Below are 20,678 nucleotides of genomic sequence, written 5' to 3'. Positions count from 1 at the left end.
GGACATAGAGGAACGACTCTAGACAGCAAGAAAGCCCGGATAGACCAGAATAGTGTCGAAAATGTTGCTATGAACAGCAAGAAAGCCCCGAGGTTGTCGACTCCCGCGGCTCGCTGCGCTCCAGTAGGTGCTTGCGTCGCCGGGAGAGCGTTGCTCTCCCGAGCCCGCGGCAGAGCCGCGGACGCCGGGGTTCGTCGACTGGAGGACGGCTGCGCCGTCCTCCGCATTCGTGGCGGCGGAGCCGCCACCGAGCCTCGCCCCTTTCATAGTGTTTGTTGCGGTAATTTTCGTGACCACGTTACAAATATCGGTGTTTCACGCCATGTAACCGATGTCTTGTTACACGACGGCGGTAAAGACTCGCAACAAACACTATCAGTCCCACCCACTGTGGATTTCCAGGCGGGCGGGGCTGAAAGGGGCCGGTCGCTCGATGAGCGAGACGACGCAAGGACCGCAACGTAGTGAGGACCGCAGCGAGTCGCAGCCATCGAGCGACCGGGGGCTTTCTTGCTGTTCGTAGTGCTGTTCCCGGTTACTCATCTCGGGGCTTTCGTGCTGTTTCGAACCTCGGTCGAAAAGACAAGCACTACTAGCGCATCTCGACAGCCTCGATCGCGCGTTTGCCGGCTTCCTGCACGTCGTCAGCGAGCAGTTCCGCGTTCTCCTCTAACTCCGCCGCGGTGAACCACTCCCAGGCGTCGGCAGGCGCTTCTCCGGGTGCTGGCTCGATATCACGAGTCGTCGCGTGGCCGTAGTAGACGAAATCGATGTGCTGGTGACCGATCTCGCCGTCGCAGACGTTGATATCTTCGAGCAGGAAATGCTGGGGTTTCGGGATCGAGGTAGCAGTGGTCGAATCGAGATCGCCACGAGGTGCGACCAGCTCCACGCCGAGGCCGATCTCCTCGCGTGTTTCCCGCGTTGCGGCCTCGTGTGGGAGTTCGTCACGATCGATGTGCCCGCCCGGCGGGAGCCACATATCGAGTTTCTCGTGTTCGTGCAATACGACAGCACCGTCGTTGACGACGTAGACCGTCGCGACGAAATGGCGAGTCGTCTCCATACCGCCCTGTTGGCCAGCGGTTGCTTGTACATTGTGTCTCGGTGCCAGGCTACTGGAGTTTGTCGAGCGGTGGGCAACGAACCGGGACTGCGCCGCCGTTGCACTCGCCTCTCCACTCGCGAGGGAGGGCGTCCACCAGTACTACGAAGATCGGAGCGACGAAAAGTGGGGCGACGTCATCGAAAACGAGCTGTGAGAGCAGATAAACCGCTCGCACTCCGGGCGTCGGCTGGACCGCAAAAGTCGAGCGTCGGTGGCCCAGCTACGTCGGTGGCTCGTCGACGAGTCGAGCGAAGGCGACGTTCTCTTTGACCTGTTCGATCTCGATGGTCGGCTCGTCGCCGGGCGTCGCGCCGGGGACGATCACGACGTAGCCGCGTTCGACTTTGGCGATGCCATCCCCCTGATCGCCGACAGATTCGATCGAGACGGTCCGAACCTCCCCCTCGTCGACCGGCGGTTCGGGTAACCCCTGGTCCGTGTACGACTCCTCCGATTGCGCGGAGGATTGCTCGGTGTCCGGGGAGTTGCCGCCGTGTGGGAGCACAGCGATCCGGTAGGTGCCGCCGGGTGTGGCCACGTCGTGTTCGACCTCTGATTCCGGTACTTCGATATAATATCGGTCATCGTCCTCTTCGACAGTAGCAGTGAACAGACTCTGCAAAGAGTCGGGAATCTCGACCATATAGCGTGTGCAATCAGGAGGGGTACGAATATATAATCCCGGGGTCAGCGCTCTCGGTCAGTACGTCTTCGCGAAGTAGGCCGTCTCCTCGGCGTTCTCACCACAGATAGCACACTCGTCGTGGACCGGCACCTCGTCGCGATCCAGCGGTACCATCGCGATCTCGGCGGCGATGGCCTCCTTGATCGGTTCCTCGCACTCCTCGTCACCGCACCAGCCACACTTGACGTAGCCGCCGTGCTGGCCGAGCGTCCCGAGAATCTCCTCGCGGCTCTCGGCCTCGCGGGTCGCCCCATCGAGGGTCTCCTCGGCACTCGCGTACAGCTTCGCGAAGACGGTGTCGAGATGGTCCTCGACGGTCGATGCGATTCCTTCGCCGTCGATGGTCTCGGATTCGCCGTCGGGTCGGTGGACGAGCGTCGCCGACGCCTCCTCGACCTCGTTGGGACCGATCTCGATCCGCAGCGGGACACCCTTGAGTTCCCACTCGTTGTACTTGAAGCCGGGATTGCGGTTCTCCCGGTCGTCGAGGTGGACGCGAACGCCCGCCTCGTCGAGGGCCTCGGTGATTTCCTCGGCGTAGGATACCACTTCCTCCTGGGTGTCCTCCTGCCAGATCGGGACGACGACGACCTGTTCCGGGGCGAGCGTCGGCGGCAGGACCAGCCCCTGGTCGTCGCTGTGGGTCATGATCAGCGCGCCGATCGCTCGCCACGATAGCCCCCAGGAGGTGGTGTGTGCCGTCTGCTCCGCTTCGTTCTCGTCGGCGTAGGTGATGTCGAACGCCTCCGCGAAGGAGGTGCCGAGATAGTGCGACGTCCCACCCTGGACACTCTTGCCGTCGGGCATCAGTGCCTCGACGGTCGTCGTCGTGTGCGCGCCGGGGAACTTGTCGTGTTCGGGCTTGCGACCGACCAGCGGCGGGATTGCGAGCACGTCCTCGTAGACACGCTTGTACTGATCGAGTCGCGTCATGGTCTCGTCCCAGGCCTCGTCCTGGTCCGCGTGGGCCGTGTGGCCTTCCTGCCAGAGGAACTCCTTGGTTCGGAAGAACGGTTTCGTCTCCGTCGCCTCCCACCGAACGACCGAACACCACTGGTTCAAGCGCAGCGGAAGATCCCGGTGCGAGCGGATCCACTGGGCCATGAAGGGGGCGATGATCGACTCGCTGGTCGGCCGGACCGCGAGTCGCTCTTCGAGTTCGTCGTAGCCGCCGTGGGTCACCCACGCAACTTCGGGGTCGAACCCCTCGACGATATCTTTCTCGCGTTCGAGATAGCTCTCGGGGATAAAGAGTGGGAAGTAGCTGTTCTGGACGCCCGTCTGCTTGAACCAGCCGTCGAGATAGGACTGGATGCGCTCCCAGATAGCGTACCCGCGCGGGCGCGTGACGATGAACCCACCCATCGGCGCGTAGTCGGCGAGTTTCGCCTTCTGAACCACTTCCGCGTACCACTCCCCGGTACTGTGTTCTTTGGACTCGGTGATGCCGAGTTCCTGGTCGTCGTCGCTCATACGCGTACTGTCTGCCGGGGAGTAATAAACGTGCTCTGGTTGTGGTTCACAGTCACGTGGATAAAAACAGACGTCAAAAGAACGGAGCCGAGAGAACCGTCGTTAGTCGTCGTCGCTGGTGATGACTGCGTCCTCTTCCTCGTCGCTGAAGCCGGCCGACTCCTCCTGGCGTGATTTGGCCTCGGGGTCGTACTGGGCTTCGATGTTCTGGAACCGCGGCACGAAGGAGAGTTCGTGGTGGCTCTCCGTCGGGTGTCCCAGGTAGCGGTCTTCCAGATCGAACTGGGCCTCCTCGGCGTTGTTCGCGATGTTCTGCATATCCTCGTAGACGGCGTGTGCGCCACTGTGCAGCGCGTACAGCGTGATGAACTGGTATTTGTAGCCCAGGTCGCCCAGTTCCTGGAAGGTCAGTGGGTCGTCCTCCTCGCTCCAGGCGAAGGAACTGGAGTAGTTGAACGCCAGTTTCACGTCGGGGTGCGTTTCGTGGAGTGTCTCGGCGTAGTTGACAGCGTCCTCGCGGGACGGGTCCGGCATCTCCGGCCAGACCAGATCCACACCGCAGTCGGCGTAGAGCCGGCCGCGTTCGAGATGTTCCTCCCAGTCACCGTTCGCAGAGCCGTAGGCGTCGGTCCGGGCGATGATTACCGTGTCCTCGTCCTGTTTGGCATCGACCGCAGCGGAGAAGCGAGCTTCGGCGTCCTCGCGTGAGATAATCTGTTTGCCGGCGATGTGGCCACAGCGTTTCGGCGTCGTCTGGTCCTCGATGTGGACCGCAGCGACACCTGCTTTCTCGTACTCCCGGACTGCACGCCGGACGTTGTGGATGCCACCGTAGCCGGTGTCACAGTCGGCGATCACGGGCAGTTCCGTGGCTTCGACGATGCGTTTGGCGTTCTCGACCATCTCGCGCATGTCGACCATCTCCAGATCCGGGAAGCCGAACTGGCCCAGCACCGTGGAGTAGCCCGACATGTACGCCGCGTCGAGACCGGCCATCTCGGCCAGTCGTGCGTCCAGCGCGTGGTAGATGCCAGGGGCGAATACATAATCCTGGTTGTTCAGCATATCGCGGAGTTCCCGGGCAGACTCGTTGTCGACATCCCGGATATACGGCTCTGTGCTTTTGACTCGTGAGGCAACTTCGTCGGTTCCGTCGTCGTCCTGTGTCATAGTTGGTAGTCTGGAGTCACGCTCGGGGCGCGAATCTCCTGGCAACTACGAGGAGAATGCCGGGGTAAAAAAATGTTATGAAAGATCATGATAATCTAACACTGAAATATCCATATTTCCTTAATGACCCGGGTACTGTTAAATTGAGAGAGGTTCACAACCCCGACACGTGTTGTCATGACACTCGTTTACTCGGGTGAAAAATAATATTTCTGTCATTAACTCTGGTGCCCTCGTATCCAGGTTTCGAAACAGTTGCAGCCAGTGACAACCAATTCGTTTACGTTGTTTTCGGCCTGGCAGAAATACCACTGCGAGCGGTCGAAGCAATTTCTTAAGTTCACCGGGGACAACCTCGAAACATGAGCAAGCAGGAACACGCCGACGAGGAGGAGCGGTTTCAGTACGAGAAGGATCCGGACCTTCCGAGCAACGAGGTGACGCAGGGAGCAGATCGTGCCCCGCACCGGGCGATGTTTCGCGCGATGGGGTACGACGACGAGGATCTCTCTTCGCCGATGGTCGGCATCGCCAATCCGGCCGCGGACATCACACCGTGTAACGTCCACCTCGACGACGTGGCCCAGTCGGCCTACGACGCCATCGACGAGACAGCGGGGATGCCCATCGAGTTCGGGACGATCACAATCTCCGACGCGATCTCGATGGGGACGGAAGGGATGCGCGCGTCGCTAATCTCCCGGGAGATCATCGCCGACTCCGTCGAACTGGTCGCCTTCGGCGAGCGCATGGACGGCCTCGTGACGATCGGTGGCTGTGACAAGAACATGCCGGGGATGATGATGGCCTCGATCCGGACGGATCTGCCGAGTGTCTTCCTCTACGGGGGGTCGATCATGCCCGGCGAACACGACGGCCGCGAGATCACGATCCAGAACGTCTTCGAGGGTGTCGGCGCAGTCGCCCAGGGTGAGATGAGCGAGGACGAACTCGAAGAGATCGAACACCAGGCCTGTCCCGGTGCGGGCTCCTGCGGCGGGATGTTCACCGCCAACACGATGGCCTCGATCAGCGAGGCGCTCGGCTTCGCCCCACTTGGCAGTGCCTCCCCGCCAGCAGAGGACGAGTCGCGCTACGAGGAAGCCGAACGTGCGGGCGAACTCGTCATCGACGCGATCGAAAACGGCCGGAAACCATCTGATTTCCTCACGCTGGAATCCTTCGAGAACGCGATCGCGCTACAGGTTTCCATCGGTGGCTCGACCAACGCCGTGCTCCACCTGCTCGCACTCGCCGCGGAGGCGGGCATCGATCTGGATATCGAGACGTTCAACGAGATCAGCGCGCGCACGCCGAAGATCGCGGATCTCCAGCCCGGCGGCCAGCGCGTGATGAACGATCTCCACGAGGTCGGCGGCGTGCCAGTAATCCTCAAGGCGCTGCTCGACGCGGATCTCCTCCACGGCGACGCGCTCACCGTCACGGGCAACACGATCGCCGAGGAGATCGAGCGGATCGATCCACCAACGATCGAAGAACTCGACGAGGACTACCTCTACACAGTCGACGACCCGATCCACGAGCGCGGTGCGATCCGTATCCTGACGGGGAATCTCGCCCCCGACGGCGCAGTGATCAAGATCACCGGCGAGGATCACCTCCACCACGAGGGCCCGGTTCGGATCTTCGAACGCGAGGAAGATGCGATGGAGTACGTCCAGGACGGGAACGTCGAGAGCGGCGACGTGATCGGGATCAGGAACGAGGGGCCACAGGGCGGGCCCGGTATGCGTGAGATGCTCGGTGTCACCTCCGCCGTCGCCGGGCAGGGCCACGCCGAGGACGTTGCTCTCTTTACGGACGGTCGCTTTTCGGGTGCGACGCGTGGGTTCTCCATCGGCCACGTCGCACCGGAGGCGTACGTGGGCGGCCCCATCGCTGCACTCGAAGACGGCGACACGATCACGATCGATATCGACAACCACGAGCTGTCGGTCGATCTCACCGACGAGGAGATCGACGAGCGACTCGAAGAGTACGATCCGGAGCCAGCCTACGCCAACGGCGTGCTGGCGAAGTACGTCCGGGACTTCGGCTCGGCAGCGAACGGCGCTGTCACGAATCCCGGCGTGAAGTGGGATTAGAAGAGAGCATCCGCGCCGTAGGCGCGGTTCCCTGAACGCGAACAAAGTGAGTGTTCAGCTTTTTCATCGACGTTTTTCGAGGAGCGGTCGCCGCAGGCGACCCGACGCTGAAAAAGGTCGGCTGTCACGAACCCTGGCGTGAAGTGAGACTAGCCACCTTAGAGCACCCCACCACCTCGAAGCAAGAGAACCGAGGACACCGCGAGCAGTGAAACCGACAGCGCACCGTACTTTATCATCTGGCCCCGGAGATCGGCACCGAGTCCATCGAATCCCGTATCCGAGATAGCAAGCGGCGTCTCCTCGGTACCGCGGATCACGGGTTCGCCCTGATCTATCTGGACCTCCCCGCGGACGGCGAGTGTATCCCCCTCGGAGATCGCCTTCGATTCGAAGTAGTGCCTGCTCGGATCCGCGTCCGCGACATCCTCGTCGACGAGTCCGTCTGTCTCGTCGAACGTCCGTTCCGAGACGTGGTCAGTCAGGTGGATGGACGGCGACGCCCAGGTGCGATTGGACAGCGGAGTCGACGTCTGGACCCCCTCCAGCGACAGCTCCGAGAGCGCAGCACTGTCGTGGGTCTCGGCGAGCCAGCCCGGGTCGACGGTGATCTGCTGACGTCCATCGTCGATCCGGAATGTTCCCGACTCGATACCGGAGGCGAACGTCTGCATCTTCCGTTCCAGGCTGCGATTTTCGAAATCGATCGTGTAATCGTTGCCACTCTCCGGATACTTCCCGCGCCAGACGAGCGCGGCGAGCGGTGTGTCGACAGTGGTGAGGTCCATCCCGGCGGTGTCGACTGGCTCGTCGACGATGACCTCCCCCTCTACCGCTGCCGTTTCGCCGTCGACCATCCCCGTAGAGCTGTACGAATCAGTGCCCGAGAGTGACCGAGAGAGCAGCCCGGCAGACAGAGCGCGGTACCCGTACCACAGTGCAACGACGAGAACGACGCTGCCGAGAAAGATCTCCGTCGGTTCGACCATACCGCTCCTACCACCTGTGGATCTATAACCGGCGATGGACTGTCTCCAGTTCAGAGAACTACCGTGACTTCGCATCCTCAGTGATGAACCTCCGGGCCGTGGTCAACAACGGACCCGTGCTGTCCCTCAGTTTTACTTTCACTGCACTGTTAACGGGGGTTTATGTACCATCGGGCATAATCGCCGTCTATGGCATCACCAGATCTCGAAAACCTCTCCGGCGTCGGGCCGGCGACAGCAGAGAAGCTCAAAGAGAACGGATTCGACGATTTCCAGGGGATTGCAGTGGCGAGCCCGGGCGAACTCTCGAACACGGCGGATATCGGCGAGTCGAGTGCTGCGGATATTATTCAGGCTGCGCGTGAGGCCGCAGATATCGGTGGTTTCGAAAGCGGCGCGACAGTACTGGAGCGACGCGAAAAGATCGGCAAACTCACCTGGGGCGTCGACGAGGTCGACGAACTGCTCGGCGGCGGTGTCGAGACCCAGTCGATCACTGAAGTGTACGGCGAGTTCGGCGCTGGCAAATCCCAGGTCACCCACCAGCTCGCGGTCAACGTCCAGCTGCCGGCCGAACACGGCGGACTGGAAGGCAGCGCGATCTTCGTCGACTCCGAGGACACGTTCCGTCCGGAGCGAATCGACGACATGGTTCGTGGCCTGCCCGACGAGAAAATCGAGGCGACGATGGAGTTCCACGACATCGTCGAGGAGGGCGAGGCCGACGCGAGCGACGAGGAACTGCTCACCCAGCTGACGGAGTCGGTACTCGACAAGATCCACGTTGCGAAGGCGTTCAACTCAAACCACCAGATCCTGCTGGCCGAGAAGGCCCAGGAGATCGCAAGCGAGAGCCAGGACGAGGAGTTCCCCGTCCGACTGCTCTGTGTCGACTCGCTGACCGCTCACTTCCGTGCGGAGTACGTCGGTCGTGGCAAGCTCGCGGAGCGACAGCAGAAACTCAACAAACACCTCCACGATCTGATGCGCGTCGGCGACCTGAACAACACCGCCGTCCTCGTCACCAACCAGGTCGCGTCGAACCCCGACTCCTTCTTCGGCGATCCGACCCAGCCGATCGGTGGGAACATCCTCGGCCACACCTCCACGTTCCGGATGTATCTCCGCAAGTCGAAAAACGACAAGCGGATCGTCCGCCTGGTCGACGCGCCGAACCTCGCCGACGGCGAGGCCGTAATGCGTGTCACGGGCGACGGACTCGTTCCTGAGTAACGACTAGGAGAGTCTTCTTTTTGAAGATCTCAAAAGCCGCCGTATACAGCAAGAAAGCCCCGGTCAGCTAAGCTCCCGCGACTCGCTGTCTCAGAAAATCGAAGATTTTCAGGATGACGAAAGACGCACTGCGTCTTTCGAACCACGCGCGTTCCCGCTGGTCGCGTGCTTGCGTCGTCGGGGTTCGCTTAGCTGACCGCCCCTTTCAGTCCCGCCCGATGTGACTTTCCAGACTGGGCGGGACTGATAGTGATTATTGCGGTAATTTTCAGCACGGCAGCGAAACCGAGGCTGTTTCGGCCCTCCTAGACCAGTTCTATCTGAACTTGGCGGTACAGACTCGCAATAATCACTATGAAAGGGGCCGGGGGCTTTCTTGCTGTTCAAAATCGAACTAATTCGAGCTCAATGAAACACGAGAATGAAAAGCACTCAATCAGCAGCAGGGTCCGGCGTCGCAAGCAGTCCACGGGACCGAACGAAGCCGACGACGAGGTAGACGAAGGGCGTGTCGAGTCCGACGATCAGGAGTTTGAACACGTACTGGCCGACGATCAGCGCGAGGACGTCGTTCAGCGCGAGTCCCTGGAAGATGAAGAAAGCGATCGTGATGAAAATCACCGTATCGATGAGCTGGCTAGAGGCCGTCGAGGCAACGTTTCGCAGCCAGAGCGAATCACCGTCAGTCGCCTCGCGAATCCGGTGGAAGACGAACACGTCCCAGTTCTGGCTGACGATGTAGGCGAACAGACTCCCGACGACGATACCGGTACTGGCTCCGAGCGTTTCCGCGAACGGTTCCTGTGCGACCGGGGAGAACTCGTACGTCGGCGCGGCGATCGACAGCCAGACCAGCCCGAGCAGGACGAAGTTCATCGCGAAGGCGACGTTGACGAGATACTGCGCGGCACGCTTGCCGTATAGCTCCGCATAACAGTCCGAAGCGAAGAAGGTCAGCGCGTACGCGAAGACTGCGGCGGGGACCGTGATGAGATTCCCCGTCAGCGGCAGGCTGAATGGAATATCGATAGCGATAACTTTCGAAGCGGTGACCTGGGCCGTGATCAGCGCGGTCACGAACAGCGCAACCAGGGAGAGTTGTGGGAGCGCGAGTACCGACTGACCGTGGGCCGGTCGGGAGTCAGTTGCCATCGTCTTCCTCCGTGGTCCCGGCATCGACCGCCTGGCCGTGCTGGTCGAGTCGGCCCTGGCGGGCGTCGATCTCGTCTAACAGATCCAGCGTCTTCCGGATCGACGCGCGGACGGCCTCGCTTCGGTTGACGAACTTTCCGCCGTCGCCGACGTGTTCGTCGAGATCATCGAGCAGTTCCTGTGGGACTTCGACGCTTATCTTTGGCATTGTGTAATCACCGTCGGCACACCTCGGGTCGCGAGTATGCACCCAGGATTCGTATACGAATACTCGAATGATCGCACAGTAAAATCCTATCGAATCGGGCCGGAGAGTGCCGACGGTCAGGCGACAGCTTCGGCCTCGGTTCGATCCGTTTCGATCGCCTCGTCGATGAGAACAGTCGCCTCTCCTTCGACGACGAGTTCGTCCCCGGCGTGGACGTCCGTCGTGAGTTCGTACTTGTCCTCGCCGAAGGTGCCGACGATCTCGCAGGTTGCGGTGACCCGGTCGCCGATATCGACCGGGGCGTGGAAGGACAGATCCTGCGAGAGGTAGATCGTCAGCCCCGGGAGGCGTGCCAGCGCGGCGCTGATGATGCCGCTGACGAGCGTCCCGTGGGCGATCCGCCGTCCGAAACGCGTCTGCTCGGCGTAGCCCTCGTCCAGGTGGAGTCGGTTCGTATCGCCGCTGGCGGCTGCGAACGCCCGGACGTCCTGTTCGCTGATCGACTTCGTGAACTCGACGCGGTCGCCGACGTTCAGGTGGTCGTCGGCGAGACCGACAGACTCGAACTCCCAGTCGGATTGCTCGTAAACCGTATCGGACTGGACCCTGGACGAGCGTGTCACTTCCTTGGACTCGTCGAGTTCCTGCCGGTGGAACACCTGCGGGACGTACCGGAGGATGTCGTCGGAACTGACGAGTCCGACAGGTTCGTCGTCTTCGACGACAACCAGCCGGGCGATATCGTGCTCGCGCATGCGTTCCACAGCCTCGGTGACGGACGCGTCGGGGGTGGTCGTCACGACTGGCGACGACATCAAGCTGTGGAGCAGGCGTTCACCCGGATCACTCACCTCGCCGAGCATCTGGATCATATCGTCGCCTGTCACGATACCGACGACAGCGCCATCGTCGACGACGACGAGCGAACCGATGTCGTTCTCGTAACAACGTGTGGCAGCCTCGCTGAGAGTGGTATCTCTGCTCGCAGTGACGACTGGCCGACTCATGAGTTCGTGGATGCGAATCGGGACTGGCATCGGACGATAGTTGTGCTTCAGTGACAATAGACCTGTGGCAGGAGGCCGGTCAGCTCGGGAGCCAGCCCGAAGACAAAAAGGCTAAGTTCCCGCTGCCAGGAGATATAGATATGCGACACACCAGTATCCAGGCCGGGACCGTACGGGCGGCTGGTGTGTTCTTTTCTAAGAAGCGCACGCGATGAGCAGACTCGCGGCGGAGGTGGCGTCTCCGTCCCGGGTCATCGCAGGCAGGCGTGAACCGACGAGTTCAGGACCGGAGACGACAGACAGCGAACGATCACCGACACGACCACACAACACATGACAGATTCAGACACCTTCGCCGGCGTCTATCCGGCGATGTGCACACCGTTTCACGAGGACGACAGTATCGACTTCCAGACACTCCGCGAGGACGCCCAGCGACTCGAATCGGCTGGCGTCGACGGACTGGTGCCGATGGGTTCGACCGGCGAATCCGCGACAGTCAGCCACGACGAACACATCGAGGTTATCGAGGCCGTCGTCGACGCAGTCGACGTTCCGGTCATCGGCGGCAGCGGCTCGAACAACACCGACGAGGCGCTGGATCTTTCCCAGCGTGCAGCCGACGCGGGCGCTGACGCACTCCTTCTCATCTCGCCGTACTACAACAAACCCGAACAGCGCGGCCTGATCACCCACTACGAGACGATCGCCGACGCGGTCGATATTCCACAGATCGTCTACAACGTCCCCTCGCGGACTGGCAAAAATATCGAAGCCGATACTGTCGCCGAGCTGGCGGCTCACGAGAATATTCAGGGGTTCAAAGCCGCCAGCGGTGACCTCAACCAGGTCAGCGAGATCGTCGAGAAAACCCGCGACGAGGAGTTCGACGTGCTCTCGGGCAACGACGGCGAGACGCTCCCGATCCTCTCGGTCGGCGGGACGGGCTGTATCAGCGTCGCCGCGAACGTCGAACCCCGACGGATGAGCGACATGGTATGGGATGCCCTCGAAGGCGAATACGAGGCTGCCCGCGAACGGCACCACGAACTCGGGCCACTGTTCCGTGCGCTGTTCTGGGAGACCAACCCGATCCCGGTCAAAGCCGCGATGGAGATCCGCGGCTACGGCCCGGGAAGACTGCGCTCGCCGCTGTCGGAGATCACCCTGGCAAACCGCGAGCGACTCGAAGCACTGCTGGCGGAGTACGACGAGCCAGTCGAGTTTGAGGATGACCGATGACACACGTAGGAATTAATGGCATCGCCGGCCGGATGGGTCAGACAATCTTCGAAACCGCCCAGGAGCGCGACGATGTAACCGTCACTTTCGGGCTCGACGTCGACGACGCTGACCGCTCGGTTCCGGTCTACAGTCCGGACGAGACCGAGACAGCGCTGGCCGAGCACGATCCAGCAGTGGTGATCGACTTCACCGTGCCCGAAGCGACGACCACGCTCGCGCAGGCATGTGCAGACGCGGGCGTCGGACTGGTCGTCGGGACGACAGGCTTCGAGGAGGATGGTTTTGCAGTGCTGTCGGAGACCAGCGCGGAGGTGCCGCTACTGAAGGCAACGAACTTCTCGCGGGGCATTCAGGCGCTGCTGCGGTCGCTCGGCCCGGCACTCGAAGCGCTCTCGACGTACGACGTCGAGGTGATGGAGACCCATCACAACGCCAAGCGGGATGCACCTAGCGGAACAGCCAAAACGATTCTGGAGGAGATCGGCGAGTACCGCGATTTCGAGACAGTTCCGGGGCGAGAGGGAATCCAGCCTCGCACCGAGGACGAGGTCGGGATGCTCGTCCGCCGCGCTGGTGATATCCGCGGCGAGCACGAGATTACGATCGCGGGGAACGACGAAGTGTTGACGCTCCAGCACCGAGCAGAGGATCGGGCTGTCTTCGCTGCCGGGGCACTCGATGCGGCGGTGTGGCTGGCTGGGCGCGGGGCTGGCCGCTACGAGTTCGGCGACGTGATCGACGATTCCTAGATAGATCTCGAGTTTTTGCTGTTTTTTATCGCAGGAGCGTTAGCCGCGAGTAGGACGCGGAGTGTCGCCGTAATTGTGAACAGCAAGAAAGCCCCCACTCGTTCGACCATCCGGGGCTCGCTGCGCTCCTCGCTACGCTGCGGTGCTTACGTCGCCCGGGATGGATCGAACGAGTGGCCCCTTTCAGTCCCACCCGCGTAGACTGGCTGGCCGTGGAATAGGGTGGGACTGAAAGGGGCGGTCAGCTAAGCGAACCCCGACGACGTAAGCACTGGAACGAACGGAGTGAGTGAAGCGCGCAGCGAGTCGCGGGAGCTTAGCTGATCGGGGCTTTCTTGCTGTTCATGACTATACTGCCAGAACAGATATCGAAAATAAACCTAAAGAATCGACTCGAACCAACTAGATAAACCGGAACGTCTCCAGATTCTTCGGCGCGAAGGTCCGCATGTTGTAGTCGTGGTACAGCGCGGAGGAGAGATCCTGCGTCGAGGATTCGTCACCGTGGACACAGAGCACCTTCTCCGGCCGCGGATTCATCGTCTTGACGAAGTTTTCCAGCCCCTGCCTGTCGGCGTGACCGGAGAAGCCATCGACCACCTCGACGCCCATCTTCAGCGTGAGCGTATCCCGTCCGCGACCGTTGCCGACCGGGATCTCCTCCCAGCCATTCTGGATCCGGCGGCCGAGCGTCCCCTGTGCCTGGTAGCCGACGAAGACCAGATTCGAGTTCGGATCGGCACCGAGGTGTTCGAGCCAGGAGAGGATCGGCCCGCCTTCCATCATCCCCGACGTCGAGAGGATGATCGACGGACCCTCGTCGGCGACGTCCTGGCGTTCCTCCTCACCGGCGTCGATGTGGTTGAACTGCTCGGCGAGGAACGGGTTCGAGTCGTCGTGGAAGATCCGCTCGCGCAGATCGTCACGCAGATACTCGGGATAGGTCGTGTGGATCGCCGTCGCCTCCCAGATCATCCCGTCGAGGTGAACCGGCACTTCGGGGATCTTCCCCTCGCGCATCGCCTCCTCCAGAACGAGCATGATCTCCTGGGATCGACCGACTGCGAAGGCGGGGATCAACACCTTCCCGTCCTGTTCGATGGTGTCTTTGATCGTCTGGATGAGCTTTCGCTCGGAGTCTTCCTGGTCCGTCTGGTAGTCGTTGCGGCCGCCGTAGGTCGATTCGAGCACCAGCGTCTCGACGCGTGGGAACTCGTTGACCGCACCGTTGAACAGTCGCGTATCGTCGTAGTGAATATCGCCAGAGAATGCGACGTTGTAGAGCCCGTCACCGATGTGGAAGTGGGCAATCGAGGAGCCGAGAATGTGGCCGGCGTTGTGTAAGGTGAGCTTGATATCCGGCGAGATGTCGGTCACGTCGCCGTACTCCAGCGGAATCGTGTGTTTGACCGCCTCACGAACCATCTCCGACTCGTACGGCGGCGTGCGACCCTCCTTTGCGGCGACGTCCAGATAATCCAGCGTCAGCAATCCCATCAGATCGCGTGTCGGTTCCGTCGTGTAGATCGGTCCGTCGTAGCCGTATTTGAACAGCAGCGGGATCAGCGCGGAGTGATCGAGGTGAGCGTGGGTCAACACGACCGCATCGATCGAACTCGCCCCTGCACCGAGCGCTTCGGGGACCTGGAGGTAGGGAACCTCGTCGGGAGAACCGGGTTTGTCGCCACAGTCGACGAGGATACGGGTTTCCGGCGTCGAAATAATGAAGGCCGCACGGCCGACCTCGCGACAGCAACCGAGCGTCGTGATCCGGACCCACTCGTCGTCGGACATCTCCTCGCGGTGGATCTGCCTGCCGATCCGTTCGAGGATATCCCGGCGCTCGTTGCGCTCCTGTTTGAGGAAGTTCCGGACGTTCTTTACCGTCGACGATTCGATCGGTGGCGTCCGGACGACCTCCGGTGTCCAGCCGACCTCCTGGGTGATCTCCCGGAGCGTCGCACCGTGGCGACCGATGACCATCCCCGGCTTCTCGGCCTCGATGACGACCTCGCCGGTGTCGATATGGAAATCAAGATCCGTTACGCCCGCTTCCTCGGGAACGACGTCCATAACCTGCTGGCGGGCGTCGTCGGGTTTCGAGAGAACCGCAGGATCGGGGCGAACCGTGATCCGTTTGCGGAGTTTCGAGGCCAGCTGTCTGACCAGATCACCGTCACGGGCGAACCGTTTCGGATCGCGCGTGTAGATGACCAGCTCCGGACCCTCGTAGGTTACCTCGGTAATTGTTACGTCGCTCGGTACTTCCCGTTCTATCGTCGCTTCTATTTCCTCGAGTTGTTTGTCTACAGTGCTCATATATCAGAACCGTCTGCCGGGCCGGCGACTGGGAACGCCACTCGTGTGGACTGTTCGCTGCCGATAGCCGGACTAGACATTGTCGAACTGGTAGGTATTGCTGCAGGGTATCCGGACGTGCGTCCGGAGAACCATTCCGTGCGTGGACTTTGTCGGTGCTAATTATAAAAATCTTCGCAAAATTGCACGTTCCACCGCTCTGGCGGCCCTGGAGTCACTAATCCGACGGGGCGCTGCAGTCACCAGCGCGAGTCCGATTCGGCGAGCTGTAACTCGACGACGAAGGCCGCACCACCGAGATGGCTATCTTCGACCCAGACGTCGCCGCCGTACTGGCTGACGATCGTATGGACGAGATACAGCCCGATTCCCGAGCCGGAGCTGTCGGCCCCCTGTTCGCCCTTGCCGAAGATTTCCGCACGCTGATTCTCCGGTATTCCCGGTCCGTTGTCGGCGATGACGACACGTACGCTCTCCTCGTCGATGTCGACCGAGATGCGGACCTCGGGCTGGTCGCTGTCGTTGTGCTGGACGGCGTTGTTCAGCAGATTCCGGAACACCGAGGAGAGCATCTCGTTTGCTCGAACCTGCACGTCCGGAATCTCGTGGTTGAGCGCGAACGTCGCCTCGCCGTAGGACTGTTTGCGCTTGTCCAGTTCGTCCGTCAGCAGCCGCCGGAGCGACACTGGCTCCGTCGAGACACCCGCCTCCCCGCTGACGATCCTGACGAACTCCTGTGCAGTTTCGGTGAGTTCGTTGATGTGTTCACTCGCATCGTGGATCTTGGCGACGTACTCCTGGCCAGTGTCGTCGACGTGGTCGCCGAGCATCTCCGACCACATGTAGACGAGGTTGATGTCGTTGCGGATGTCGTGGCGGACGAACCGGTTGATCAGTTCGAGCTGTTCGGTGGTCTCTTCGAGTTGTCGTTCGCGCTCGACGCGGTCGGTGACGTCGCGGGCGATCACCTGGTAGGTGCCGCCGTCGTCGCGGCTATCGGCCGGCACGACGATCGTATCGTAGTGGCTGCCGTCGTGGTCGCTCTGGAACTGCACGCGCTCACCCGTGGCGAGGGCCTCGCTACCAGCGGTTCGCCACTGGCTTGCGATTTCGGCCGGGAGTACGTCCGCGACAGTCTGTCCGATCATCTCACTCGGGGAGAGCCCGAACGTCGCCGCGACCGTCTCGTTTGCCGCGAGGATCGTCCCCTCGTGGTCGACCTGTGCGATGTTTTCGGGCATGCTGTCGATGACGGTCTCGTACTCCTGGCGTGTCTTGCGGTGTGAGACGACGTTCTCGATCCGGTTCGCGACCACCGTGAAACCGTCTTGCTGTGAGACGTCGCCTTTCCGAATGTAGTCGTCGACACCCATCGTGATCGCCTCGGTGACGATCTCGTCGTCGGTCCGACTCGTCAGTAGGATGAACGGGAGCTCACTTCCGGAGTCGGACAGCTGCTGGTAGAGATCCAGCCCATCCATCTCGGGCATGTCGTAGTCGCTGACGATACAGTCGAACGACCCCGTTTCGAGCGTTGCGAGTGCCTCGTCTGCGCTGGTTGCTTTGACTGTCTGGATACCGTGTTCGGTTTCGAGTTGATCGGCAGTCAGTGATGCAAAGAAATCGCTATCGTCGACAACGAGTGTTCTGATCGTTTCGATGTACTCCATATCTATCACCTGCCCCAACTGCGACGCCGTTGTGACTCACTGTAGTGGACTGGACGATATTAATCCCATCCCAAAAACTGATCGGATCGTTGACCTGTCCGACGACCCAAAGCGATAGGATGGTCCCAGCCCGGGTATCCAGCATGAAGCTCACATACGAGCAGGTGGTCGCCGAACACGAGTGGATCCGCGGGCGGGACGATCGGATCGTCGGGCTCGTCAACGACGTCCGGGACGATCTCGGCGACCTGTTCGAGACCGACGTCGATCACGTCACCGGCGACCAGTACCGCGACGCAGTCGATACGGTGTTTGCAGACGGGGATCTGGCGATCAACGTCGCGGCGATCACCGCACTCCTGCGCGACCTCGACGTCGAGGGCGATTATCCCGGCTTCGTCGTGGACGAACTGCTCGGCCGGGAACTCGCGGGAATGATCGCCGGCGGACAGCCCCTGCGGCTGCTCGGCGAGGCGACCTTCCACTACGCGGACGTGCACGTCCACGAGGGCACCGGCGCGGGCACCGACGATCTGGACGCCGCACTCGCAGCCGGCTTCCAGACGCGACTCCCCGGCTGGGACTGGACGGCGTCCCCGAGCCCATTCACCATTGATACCGAGTGACACGCCCACAGGAGCCAGCTTTACGTTCGAACGACTCCTACGAGGGACAATGAGTTCTGTACCCGAGCGAAGCGATCTCGAAAAGCGGTACAAGTGGGATCTCCAGTCACTGTTCCAGACGGACGAGGAGTGGCAGACAGCCTACGAGGACGTCGAAGCTGCACTCGACGATCTCCGCGAGTACGAGGGGAAGACGACCGAGGACGCCGAGACACTGCTCTCGCTTCTCGAACGGTACGAGGAGGTGATGCGTGAGGTGGCGAACGTCTCCGCGTACGCACGGATGCGCCGCGACGAGGACACACGAGACGGCGAGCGCCAGGCGATGGCGACGCGCGCACAGTCGCTCTCATCGGAGGCCAGCAGCGCGACGAGTTTCATCGAACCCGAACTGCAGGAACTCGACGGCGAGGATATCGAGGGGCTGATGAACACCGAACCGGAACTGCGGGCGTACAACCACTTCTTCGACGATATTCTCCGGATGAAGCCACACACCCGGTCGGCGGAGATCGAGAACCTGCTCGCCGAACTCGGCGAGATCACTGGCGCGGCGGGCGAGGTCTACAACATGCTCGCCAACGCCGACATGGAGTTCCCCGCCGTCGAGAAACCCGACGGCGAGGCCACGGAGATCACGCTCAACAACTTCACCACGCTCCAGGAGCACCCGAACCGGGAGTTCAGACAGGAGGTCTACGAGAAGTTCTACGACGAGTGGGAGACGGTGCGCAACAGCGTCGGGACAGCGTATCGCAACAGCGTCAAAAAGGACGAGAAACTCGCCAGAGCTCGGAACTACGAGACCGCCCGTAAAGCTGCCCTCGACGGCCCGAACATCCCGACGGAGGTGTACGACAATCTCGTGGGGACGGTCAGGGGCAACCTCGACAAACTCCACCGCCACGCCGATCTGAAACGCAAAGCGGCCGGTGGCGACGAACTCCAGATGTGGGATCTGTACATCCCCCTCGTCGAGGGCGAGAGTCCCGAAGTGACCTACGAAGACGCTTGCGAGTACGTGACCGACGCCGTCGCACCGCTTGGAGAGGAGTACCAGTCCAGACTCGCGGAGGGGCTGGACTCGCGGTGGGTCGACGTCTACGAGACCCCCGGCAAGCAGTCCGGTGCCTACAGTGGCGGCACCTACGACTCACAGCCGTACATCCTGATGAACTACCAGGACGACGTCTCCTCGATGTACACGCTGGCTCACGAACTCGGCCACTCGATGCACTCCGAACTGGCCAGCGAGAGCCAGCCCTACGTCTACGCCGACTACACGATCTTCATCGCAGAGATCGCCTCGACGGTCAACGAGACGCTGCTGACACACCACCTGCTCGATACCGTCGAGGACGAACGCCTGCGCCGGCACATCCTCAACCAGTATCTCGAACGGTTCCGGTCGACGCTGTACCGCCAGACGATGTTCGCCGAGTTCGAACAGCGCACCCACGAACTCTCCGAGGCCGGTGAGCCGCTGACCGCGGACCGCCTCGACGACCTCTACAGCGAACTCAAAGGCGAGTACTACGAACCGGGCGTCATCGACGACCGGATCGCCCGCGAGTGGATGCGCATCCCACACTTCTACCGGGCCTTCTACGTCTTCCAGTATTCGACCGGGATCAGCGCAGCCGTCGCACTCGTCGAAGCGATCCGTGAGGAAGGCGAACCCGCAGCAGAACGGTACCGGGAGTTCCTCCGGAGTGGCTCACACGGCTACCCGCTGGAGCTCCTCGACGAGGCTGGCGTCGACATGACCGAAAGCGAACCGATCGAGCAGGCCCTGGACGTCTACGGCCAGTATCTCGACGAGTACGAGAACCTGAGCTGATCGACGACAATCCGGACCCTTTCCCGGGAGGCGGCCGACCGAACAAACGAGAGACGAATGACAGAGACAAACAGAGTGTTCACGCTCGCACAGCGCCCGACTGGCAAACCCGACGACGAGACGTTCGAACTGATCGAAGAAACAACACCGACACCAGGAGACGGAGAAGTACTCCTCCGCACACTGTATCTCTCGGTCGACCCCTACATGCGCGGTCGGATGTCCGCCGCGGAATCGTATGCCGAGCCGTGGGCGGTCGGCGAGCCGCTGCGGGGCGGTGTCGTCGCCGAGGTCGTCGAATCGAACAGCGACGAACTGGCTGCCGGGGACATCGTCACCGGCGAACTCCAGTGGGCCGAGTACGCGGTCGCAGATCCTGCTGAACTCCGGCAGATCGATCCGAAGCAGGCACCGATCTCGACGGCACTCGGCGTCCTCGGCATGACGGGGATCACGGCCTACTTCGGAACCCGGGAGGTCGCCGAACCCGAGGAAGGTGAGACGTTCGTCGTGACGGGTGCAGGCGGGGCCGTCGGCTCGGTCGCCGGGCAGATCGCAAAGATCGACGGTGCCCGCGTCGTCGGCTTCGCGGGCTCCGACGAGAAAGTCGAGTTCATCGAGGACGAACTCGGCTTCGATGTGGGTATCAACTACAAGGAGACAGACGACTACGAGGCCGCGCTGGCGGAGGCAGCACCCGACGGCGTCGATGCCTACTTCGACAACGTCGGCGGGCCGATCACCGACGCCGTCTTTACGCAGTTGAACGTCCACGCCCGGGTCGCCGTCTGTGGGCAGATTTCGCTGTACAACGCCACCGAACAGCCGGTGGGGCCGCGCAAGCTGCCGACGCTGATCACCAAACGGGCACGCGTCGAGGGGTTTCTCGTCAGCGATTTCCAGCCACGGTGGGGGGAAGCGATCGAACAGCTCGCCGGCTGGCTCGACGACGGCTCGCTCCAGTACCGCGAAACCGTCACCGAGGGACTCGAAAACGCACCCGATGCCTTTCTCGGCCTGTTCGAGGGTGCGAATCTCGGCAAACAGCTCGTGAAAGTCGGGGAGCCCGAACGTCGCGAGTAGCGGCGTGTGCGAGGCG

General features: G+C 61.7%; 19 protein-coding genes. 8 read left to right on the top strand and 11 right to left on the bottom strand.

Annotation, left to right across the window (positions count from 1 at the left end):
* Positions 1–18 precede the first annotated feature (18 nt).
* On the bottom strand, positions 19–267 hold the full coding sequence (locus EOW68_RS12250; RefSeq protein ID WP_128225456.1) for a hypothetical protein: 249 nt from the start codon (positions 265–267) through the stop codon (positions 19–21).
* A gap of 325 nt (positions 268–592) precedes the next feature.
* Positions 593–1,066 carry an NUDIX hydrolase gene (locus tag EOW68_RS12245; RefSeq protein ID WP_128225455.1) on the bottom strand — a complete coding sequence of 158 codons (474 nt, stop codon included), beginning with the start codon at positions 1,064–1,066 and terminating at the stop codon, positions 593–595.
* 31 nt (positions 1,067–1,097) lie between these two features.
* Here EOW68_RS12245 and EOW68_RS18735 point away from each other — a divergent pair, with 31 nt between their 5' ends.
* On the top strand, positions 1,098–1,262 hold the full coding sequence (locus EOW68_RS18735; RefSeq protein ID WP_431358904.1) for a hypothetical protein: 165 nt from the start codon (positions 1,098–1,100) through the stop codon (positions 1,260–1,262).
* Positions 1,263–1,328: 66 nt separating this feature from the next.
* Here the strand turns inward: EOW68_RS18735 and EOW68_RS12240 are convergent, their stop codons facing one another.
* From EOW68_RS12240 to aceA, 3 genes are all read right to left on the bottom strand, one after another.
* Entirely contained in the window at positions 1,329–1,751 is a 423-nt protein-coding gene (locus EOW68_RS12240; RefSeq protein WP_128225454.1) for a TRAM domain-containing protein, read from the bottom strand.
* Positions 1,752–1,808: 57 nt separating this feature from the next.
* A complete protein-coding gene (gene proS, locus EOW68_RS12235; RefSeq protein ID WP_128225453.1) occupies positions 1,809–3,266 on the bottom strand; it encodes a proline--tRNA ligase in 1,458 nt (485 codons plus the stop codon).
* 102 nt (positions 3,267–3,368) lie between these two features.
* The gene (gene aceA / locus EOW68_RS12230) at positions 3,369–4,436 is read right to left on the bottom strand and encodes an isocitrate lyase (protein WP_128225452.1); all 1,068 of its coding nucleotides are present in this window, start codon (positions 4,434–4,436) and stop codon (positions 3,369–3,371) included.
* 362 nt (positions 4,437–4,798) lie between these two features.
* Between aceA and ilvD the strand changes: the two genes are divergently transcribed.
* Positions 4,799–6,541: a dihydroxy-acid dehydratase gene (gene ilvD, locus EOW68_RS12225; RefSeq protein WP_128225451.1), complete on the top strand. Its 1,743-nt coding sequence runs from the start codon at positions 4,799–4,801 to the stop codon at positions 6,539–6,541.
* A 158-nt stretch (positions 6,542–6,699) separates the two neighbouring features.
* Here the strand turns inward: ilvD and EOW68_RS12220 are convergent, their stop codons facing one another.
* Complete coding sequence (locus EOW68_RS12220) at positions 6,700–7,530, bottom strand: hypothetical protein (RefSeq protein WP_128225450.1); 831 nt, start codon at positions 7,528–7,530, stop codon at positions 6,700–6,702.
* 189 nt (positions 7,531–7,719) lie between these two features.
* Here EOW68_RS12220 and radA point away from each other — a divergent pair, with 189 nt between their 5' ends.
* A complete protein-coding gene (gene radA, locus EOW68_RS12215) occupies positions 7,720–8,763 on the top strand; it encodes a DNA repair and recombination protein RadA (RefSeq protein WP_128225449.1) in 1,044 nt (347 codons plus the stop codon).
* Between the two features lie 432 nt (positions 8,764–9,195).
* Here radA and EOW68_RS12210 read toward each other — a convergent pair whose 3' ends face one another.
* The 3 genes from EOW68_RS12210 to EOW68_RS12200 all read right to left on the bottom strand — a co-directional run bounded on the left by EOW68_RS12210 (position 9,196) and on the right by EOW68_RS12200 (position 11,160).
* Positions 9,196–9,915 (bottom strand): queuosine precursor transporter, encoded by a 720-nt coding sequence (locus EOW68_RS12210; RefSeq protein ID WP_128225448.1) that lies wholly within the window; start codon positions 9,913–9,915, stop codon positions 9,196–9,198.
* Positions 9,905–10,123 carry a ribbon-helix-helix domain-containing protein gene (locus EOW68_RS12205; RefSeq protein ID WP_128225447.1) on the bottom strand — a complete coding sequence of 73 codons (219 nt, stop codon included), beginning with the start codon at positions 10,121–10,123 and terminating at the stop codon, positions 9,905–9,907. Before EOW68_RS12205 ends, EOW68_RS12210 begins: the two co-directional genes overlap by 11 nt.
* A gap of 116 nt (positions 10,124–10,239) precedes the next feature.
* The gene (locus EOW68_RS12200) at positions 10,240–11,160 is read right to left on the bottom strand and encodes a CBS domain-containing protein (protein ID WP_128225446.1); all 921 of its coding nucleotides are present in this window, start codon (positions 11,158–11,160) and stop codon (positions 10,240–10,242) included.
* 303 nt (positions 11,161–11,463) lie between these two features.
* Between EOW68_RS12200 and dapA the strand changes: the two genes are divergently transcribed.
* On the top strand, positions 11,464–12,372 hold the full coding sequence (dapA, locus tag EOW68_RS12195; protein WP_128225445.1) for a 4-hydroxy-tetrahydrodipicolinate synthase: 909 nt from the start codon (positions 11,464–11,466) through the stop codon (positions 12,370–12,372).
* Complete coding sequence (gene dapB, locus EOW68_RS12190) at positions 12,369–13,124, top strand: 4-hydroxy-tetrahydrodipicolinate reductase (protein ID WP_128225444.1); 756 nt, start codon at positions 12,369–12,371, stop codon at positions 13,122–13,124. The genes dapA and dapB overlap by 4 nt, the downstream gene beginning before the upstream one ends.
* Positions 13,125–13,526: 402 nt before the next feature.
* Here the strand turns inward: dapB and EOW68_RS12185 are convergent, their stop codons facing one another.
* The gene (locus tag EOW68_RS12185) at positions 13,527–15,443 is read right to left on the bottom strand and encodes a beta-CASP ribonuclease aCPSF1 (RefSeq protein ID WP_128225443.1); all 1,917 of its coding nucleotides are present in this window, start codon (positions 15,441–15,443) and stop codon (positions 13,527–13,529) included.
* A gap of 239 nt (positions 15,444–15,682) precedes the next feature.
* Positions 15,683–17,113 (bottom strand): hybrid sensor histidine kinase/response regulator, encoded by a 1,431-nt coding sequence (locus EOW68_RS12180; protein ID WP_128225442.1) that lies wholly within the window; start codon positions 17,111–17,113, stop codon positions 15,683–15,685.
* Positions 17,114–17,256: 143 nt separating this feature from the next.
* On the opposite strand from EOW68_RS12180, the gene EOW68_RS12175 reads away from it, so the two are divergent.
* The 3 genes from EOW68_RS12175 to EOW68_RS12165 are packed head-to-tail and all read left to right on the top strand — an operon-like array spanning position 17,257 to position 20,662.
* On the top strand, positions 17,257–17,739 hold the full coding sequence (locus tag EOW68_RS12175; RefSeq protein WP_128225441.1) for a DUF7984 family protein: 483 nt from the start codon (positions 17,257–17,259) through the stop codon (positions 17,737–17,739).
* Between the two features lie 49 nt (positions 17,740–17,788).
* Complete coding sequence (gene pepF, locus EOW68_RS12170; protein WP_128225440.1) at positions 17,789–19,579, top strand: oligoendopeptidase F; 1,791 nt, start codon at positions 17,789–17,791, stop codon at positions 19,577–19,579.
* A gap of 57 nt (positions 19,580–19,636) precedes the next feature.
* Positions 19,637–20,662: an NADP-dependent oxidoreductase gene (locus tag EOW68_RS12165; RefSeq protein WP_128225439.1), complete on the top strand. Its 1,026-nt coding sequence runs from the start codon at positions 19,637–19,639 to the stop codon at positions 20,660–20,662.
* Positions 20,663–20,678 lie beyond the last annotated feature (16 nt).

It is taken from the genome of Halovenus amylolytica (assembly GCA_004015825.1).
GTDB lineage: Archaea > Halobacteriota > Halobacteria > Halobacteriales > Haloarculaceae > Halovenus > Halovenus amylolytica.
The sequence above is the reverse complement of the archived record's forward strand: the minus strand, read 5'-3'. Positions and strand labels throughout refer to the sequence as shown.

Bases quoted from the DNA above. Each gene is read 5' to 3' on its own strand.
- aceA (WP_128225452.1), bottom strand. From the start codon at position 4,436: ATGACACAGGACGACGACGGAACCGACGAAGTTGCCTCACGAGTCAAA.
- radA (WP_128225449.1), top strand. From the start codon at position 7,720: ATGGCATCACCAGATCTCGAAAACCTCTCCGGCGTCGGGCCGGCGACA.
- EOW68_RS12180 (WP_128225442.1), bottom strand. From the start codon at position 17,113: ATGGAGTACATCGAAACGATCAGAACACTCGTTGTCGACGATAGCGAT.
- EOW68_RS12220 (WP_128225450.1), bottom strand. From the start codon at position 7,530: ATGGTCGAACCGACGGAGATCTTTCTCGGCAGCGTCGTTCTCGTCGTT.
- EOW68_RS12200 (WP_128225446.1), bottom strand. From the start codon at position 11,160: ATGCCAGTCCCGATTCGCATCCACGAACTCATGAGTCGGCCAGTCGTC.
- dapA (WP_128225445.1), top strand. From the start codon at position 11,464: ATGACAGATTCAGACACCTTCGCCGGCGTCTATCCGGCGATGTGCACA.
- proS (WP_128225453.1), bottom strand. From the start codon at position 3,266: ATGAGCGACGACGACCAGGAACTCGGCATCACCGAGTCCAAAGAACAC.
- EOW68_RS12205 (WP_128225447.1), bottom strand. From the start codon at position 10,123: ATGCCAAAGATAAGCGTCGAAGTCCCACAGGAACTGCTCGATGATCTC.
- ilvD (WP_128225451.1), top strand. From the start codon at position 4,799: ATGAGCAAGCAGGAACACGCCGACGAGGAGGAGCGGTTTCAGTACGAG.
- dapB (WP_128225444.1), top strand. From the start codon at position 12,369: ATGACACACGTAGGAATTAATGGCATCGCCGGCCGGATGGGTCAGACA.
- EOW68_RS12175 (WP_128225441.1), top strand. From the start codon at position 17,257: ATGAAGCTCACATACGAGCAGGTGGTCGCCGAACACGAGTGGATCCGC.
- EOW68_RS12240 (WP_128225454.1), bottom strand. From the start codon at position 1,751: ATGGTCGAGATTCCCGACTCTTTGCAGAGTCTGTTCACTGCTACTGTC.
- EOW68_RS12245 (WP_128225455.1), bottom strand. From the start codon at position 1,066: ATGGAGACGACTCGCCATTTCGTCGCGACGGTCTACGTCGTCAACGAC.
- EOW68_RS12165 (WP_128225439.1), top strand. From the start codon at position 19,637: ATGACAGAGACAAACAGAGTGTTCACGCTCGCACAGCGCCCGACTGGC.
- pepF (WP_128225440.1), top strand. From the start codon at position 17,789: ATGAGTTCTGTACCCGAGCGAAGCGATCTCGAAAAGCGGTACAAGTGG.
- EOW68_RS12185 (WP_128225443.1), bottom strand. From the start codon at position 15,443: ATGAGCACTGTAGACAAACAACTCGAGGAAATAGAAGCGACGATAGAA.
- EOW68_RS12210 (WP_128225448.1), bottom strand. From the start codon at position 9,915: ATGGCAACTGACTCCCGACCGGCCCACGGTCAGTCGGTACTCGCGCTC.
- EOW68_RS12250 (WP_128225456.1), bottom strand. From the start codon at position 267: ATGAAAGGGGCGAGGCTCGGTGGCGGCTCCGCCGCCACGAATGCGGAG.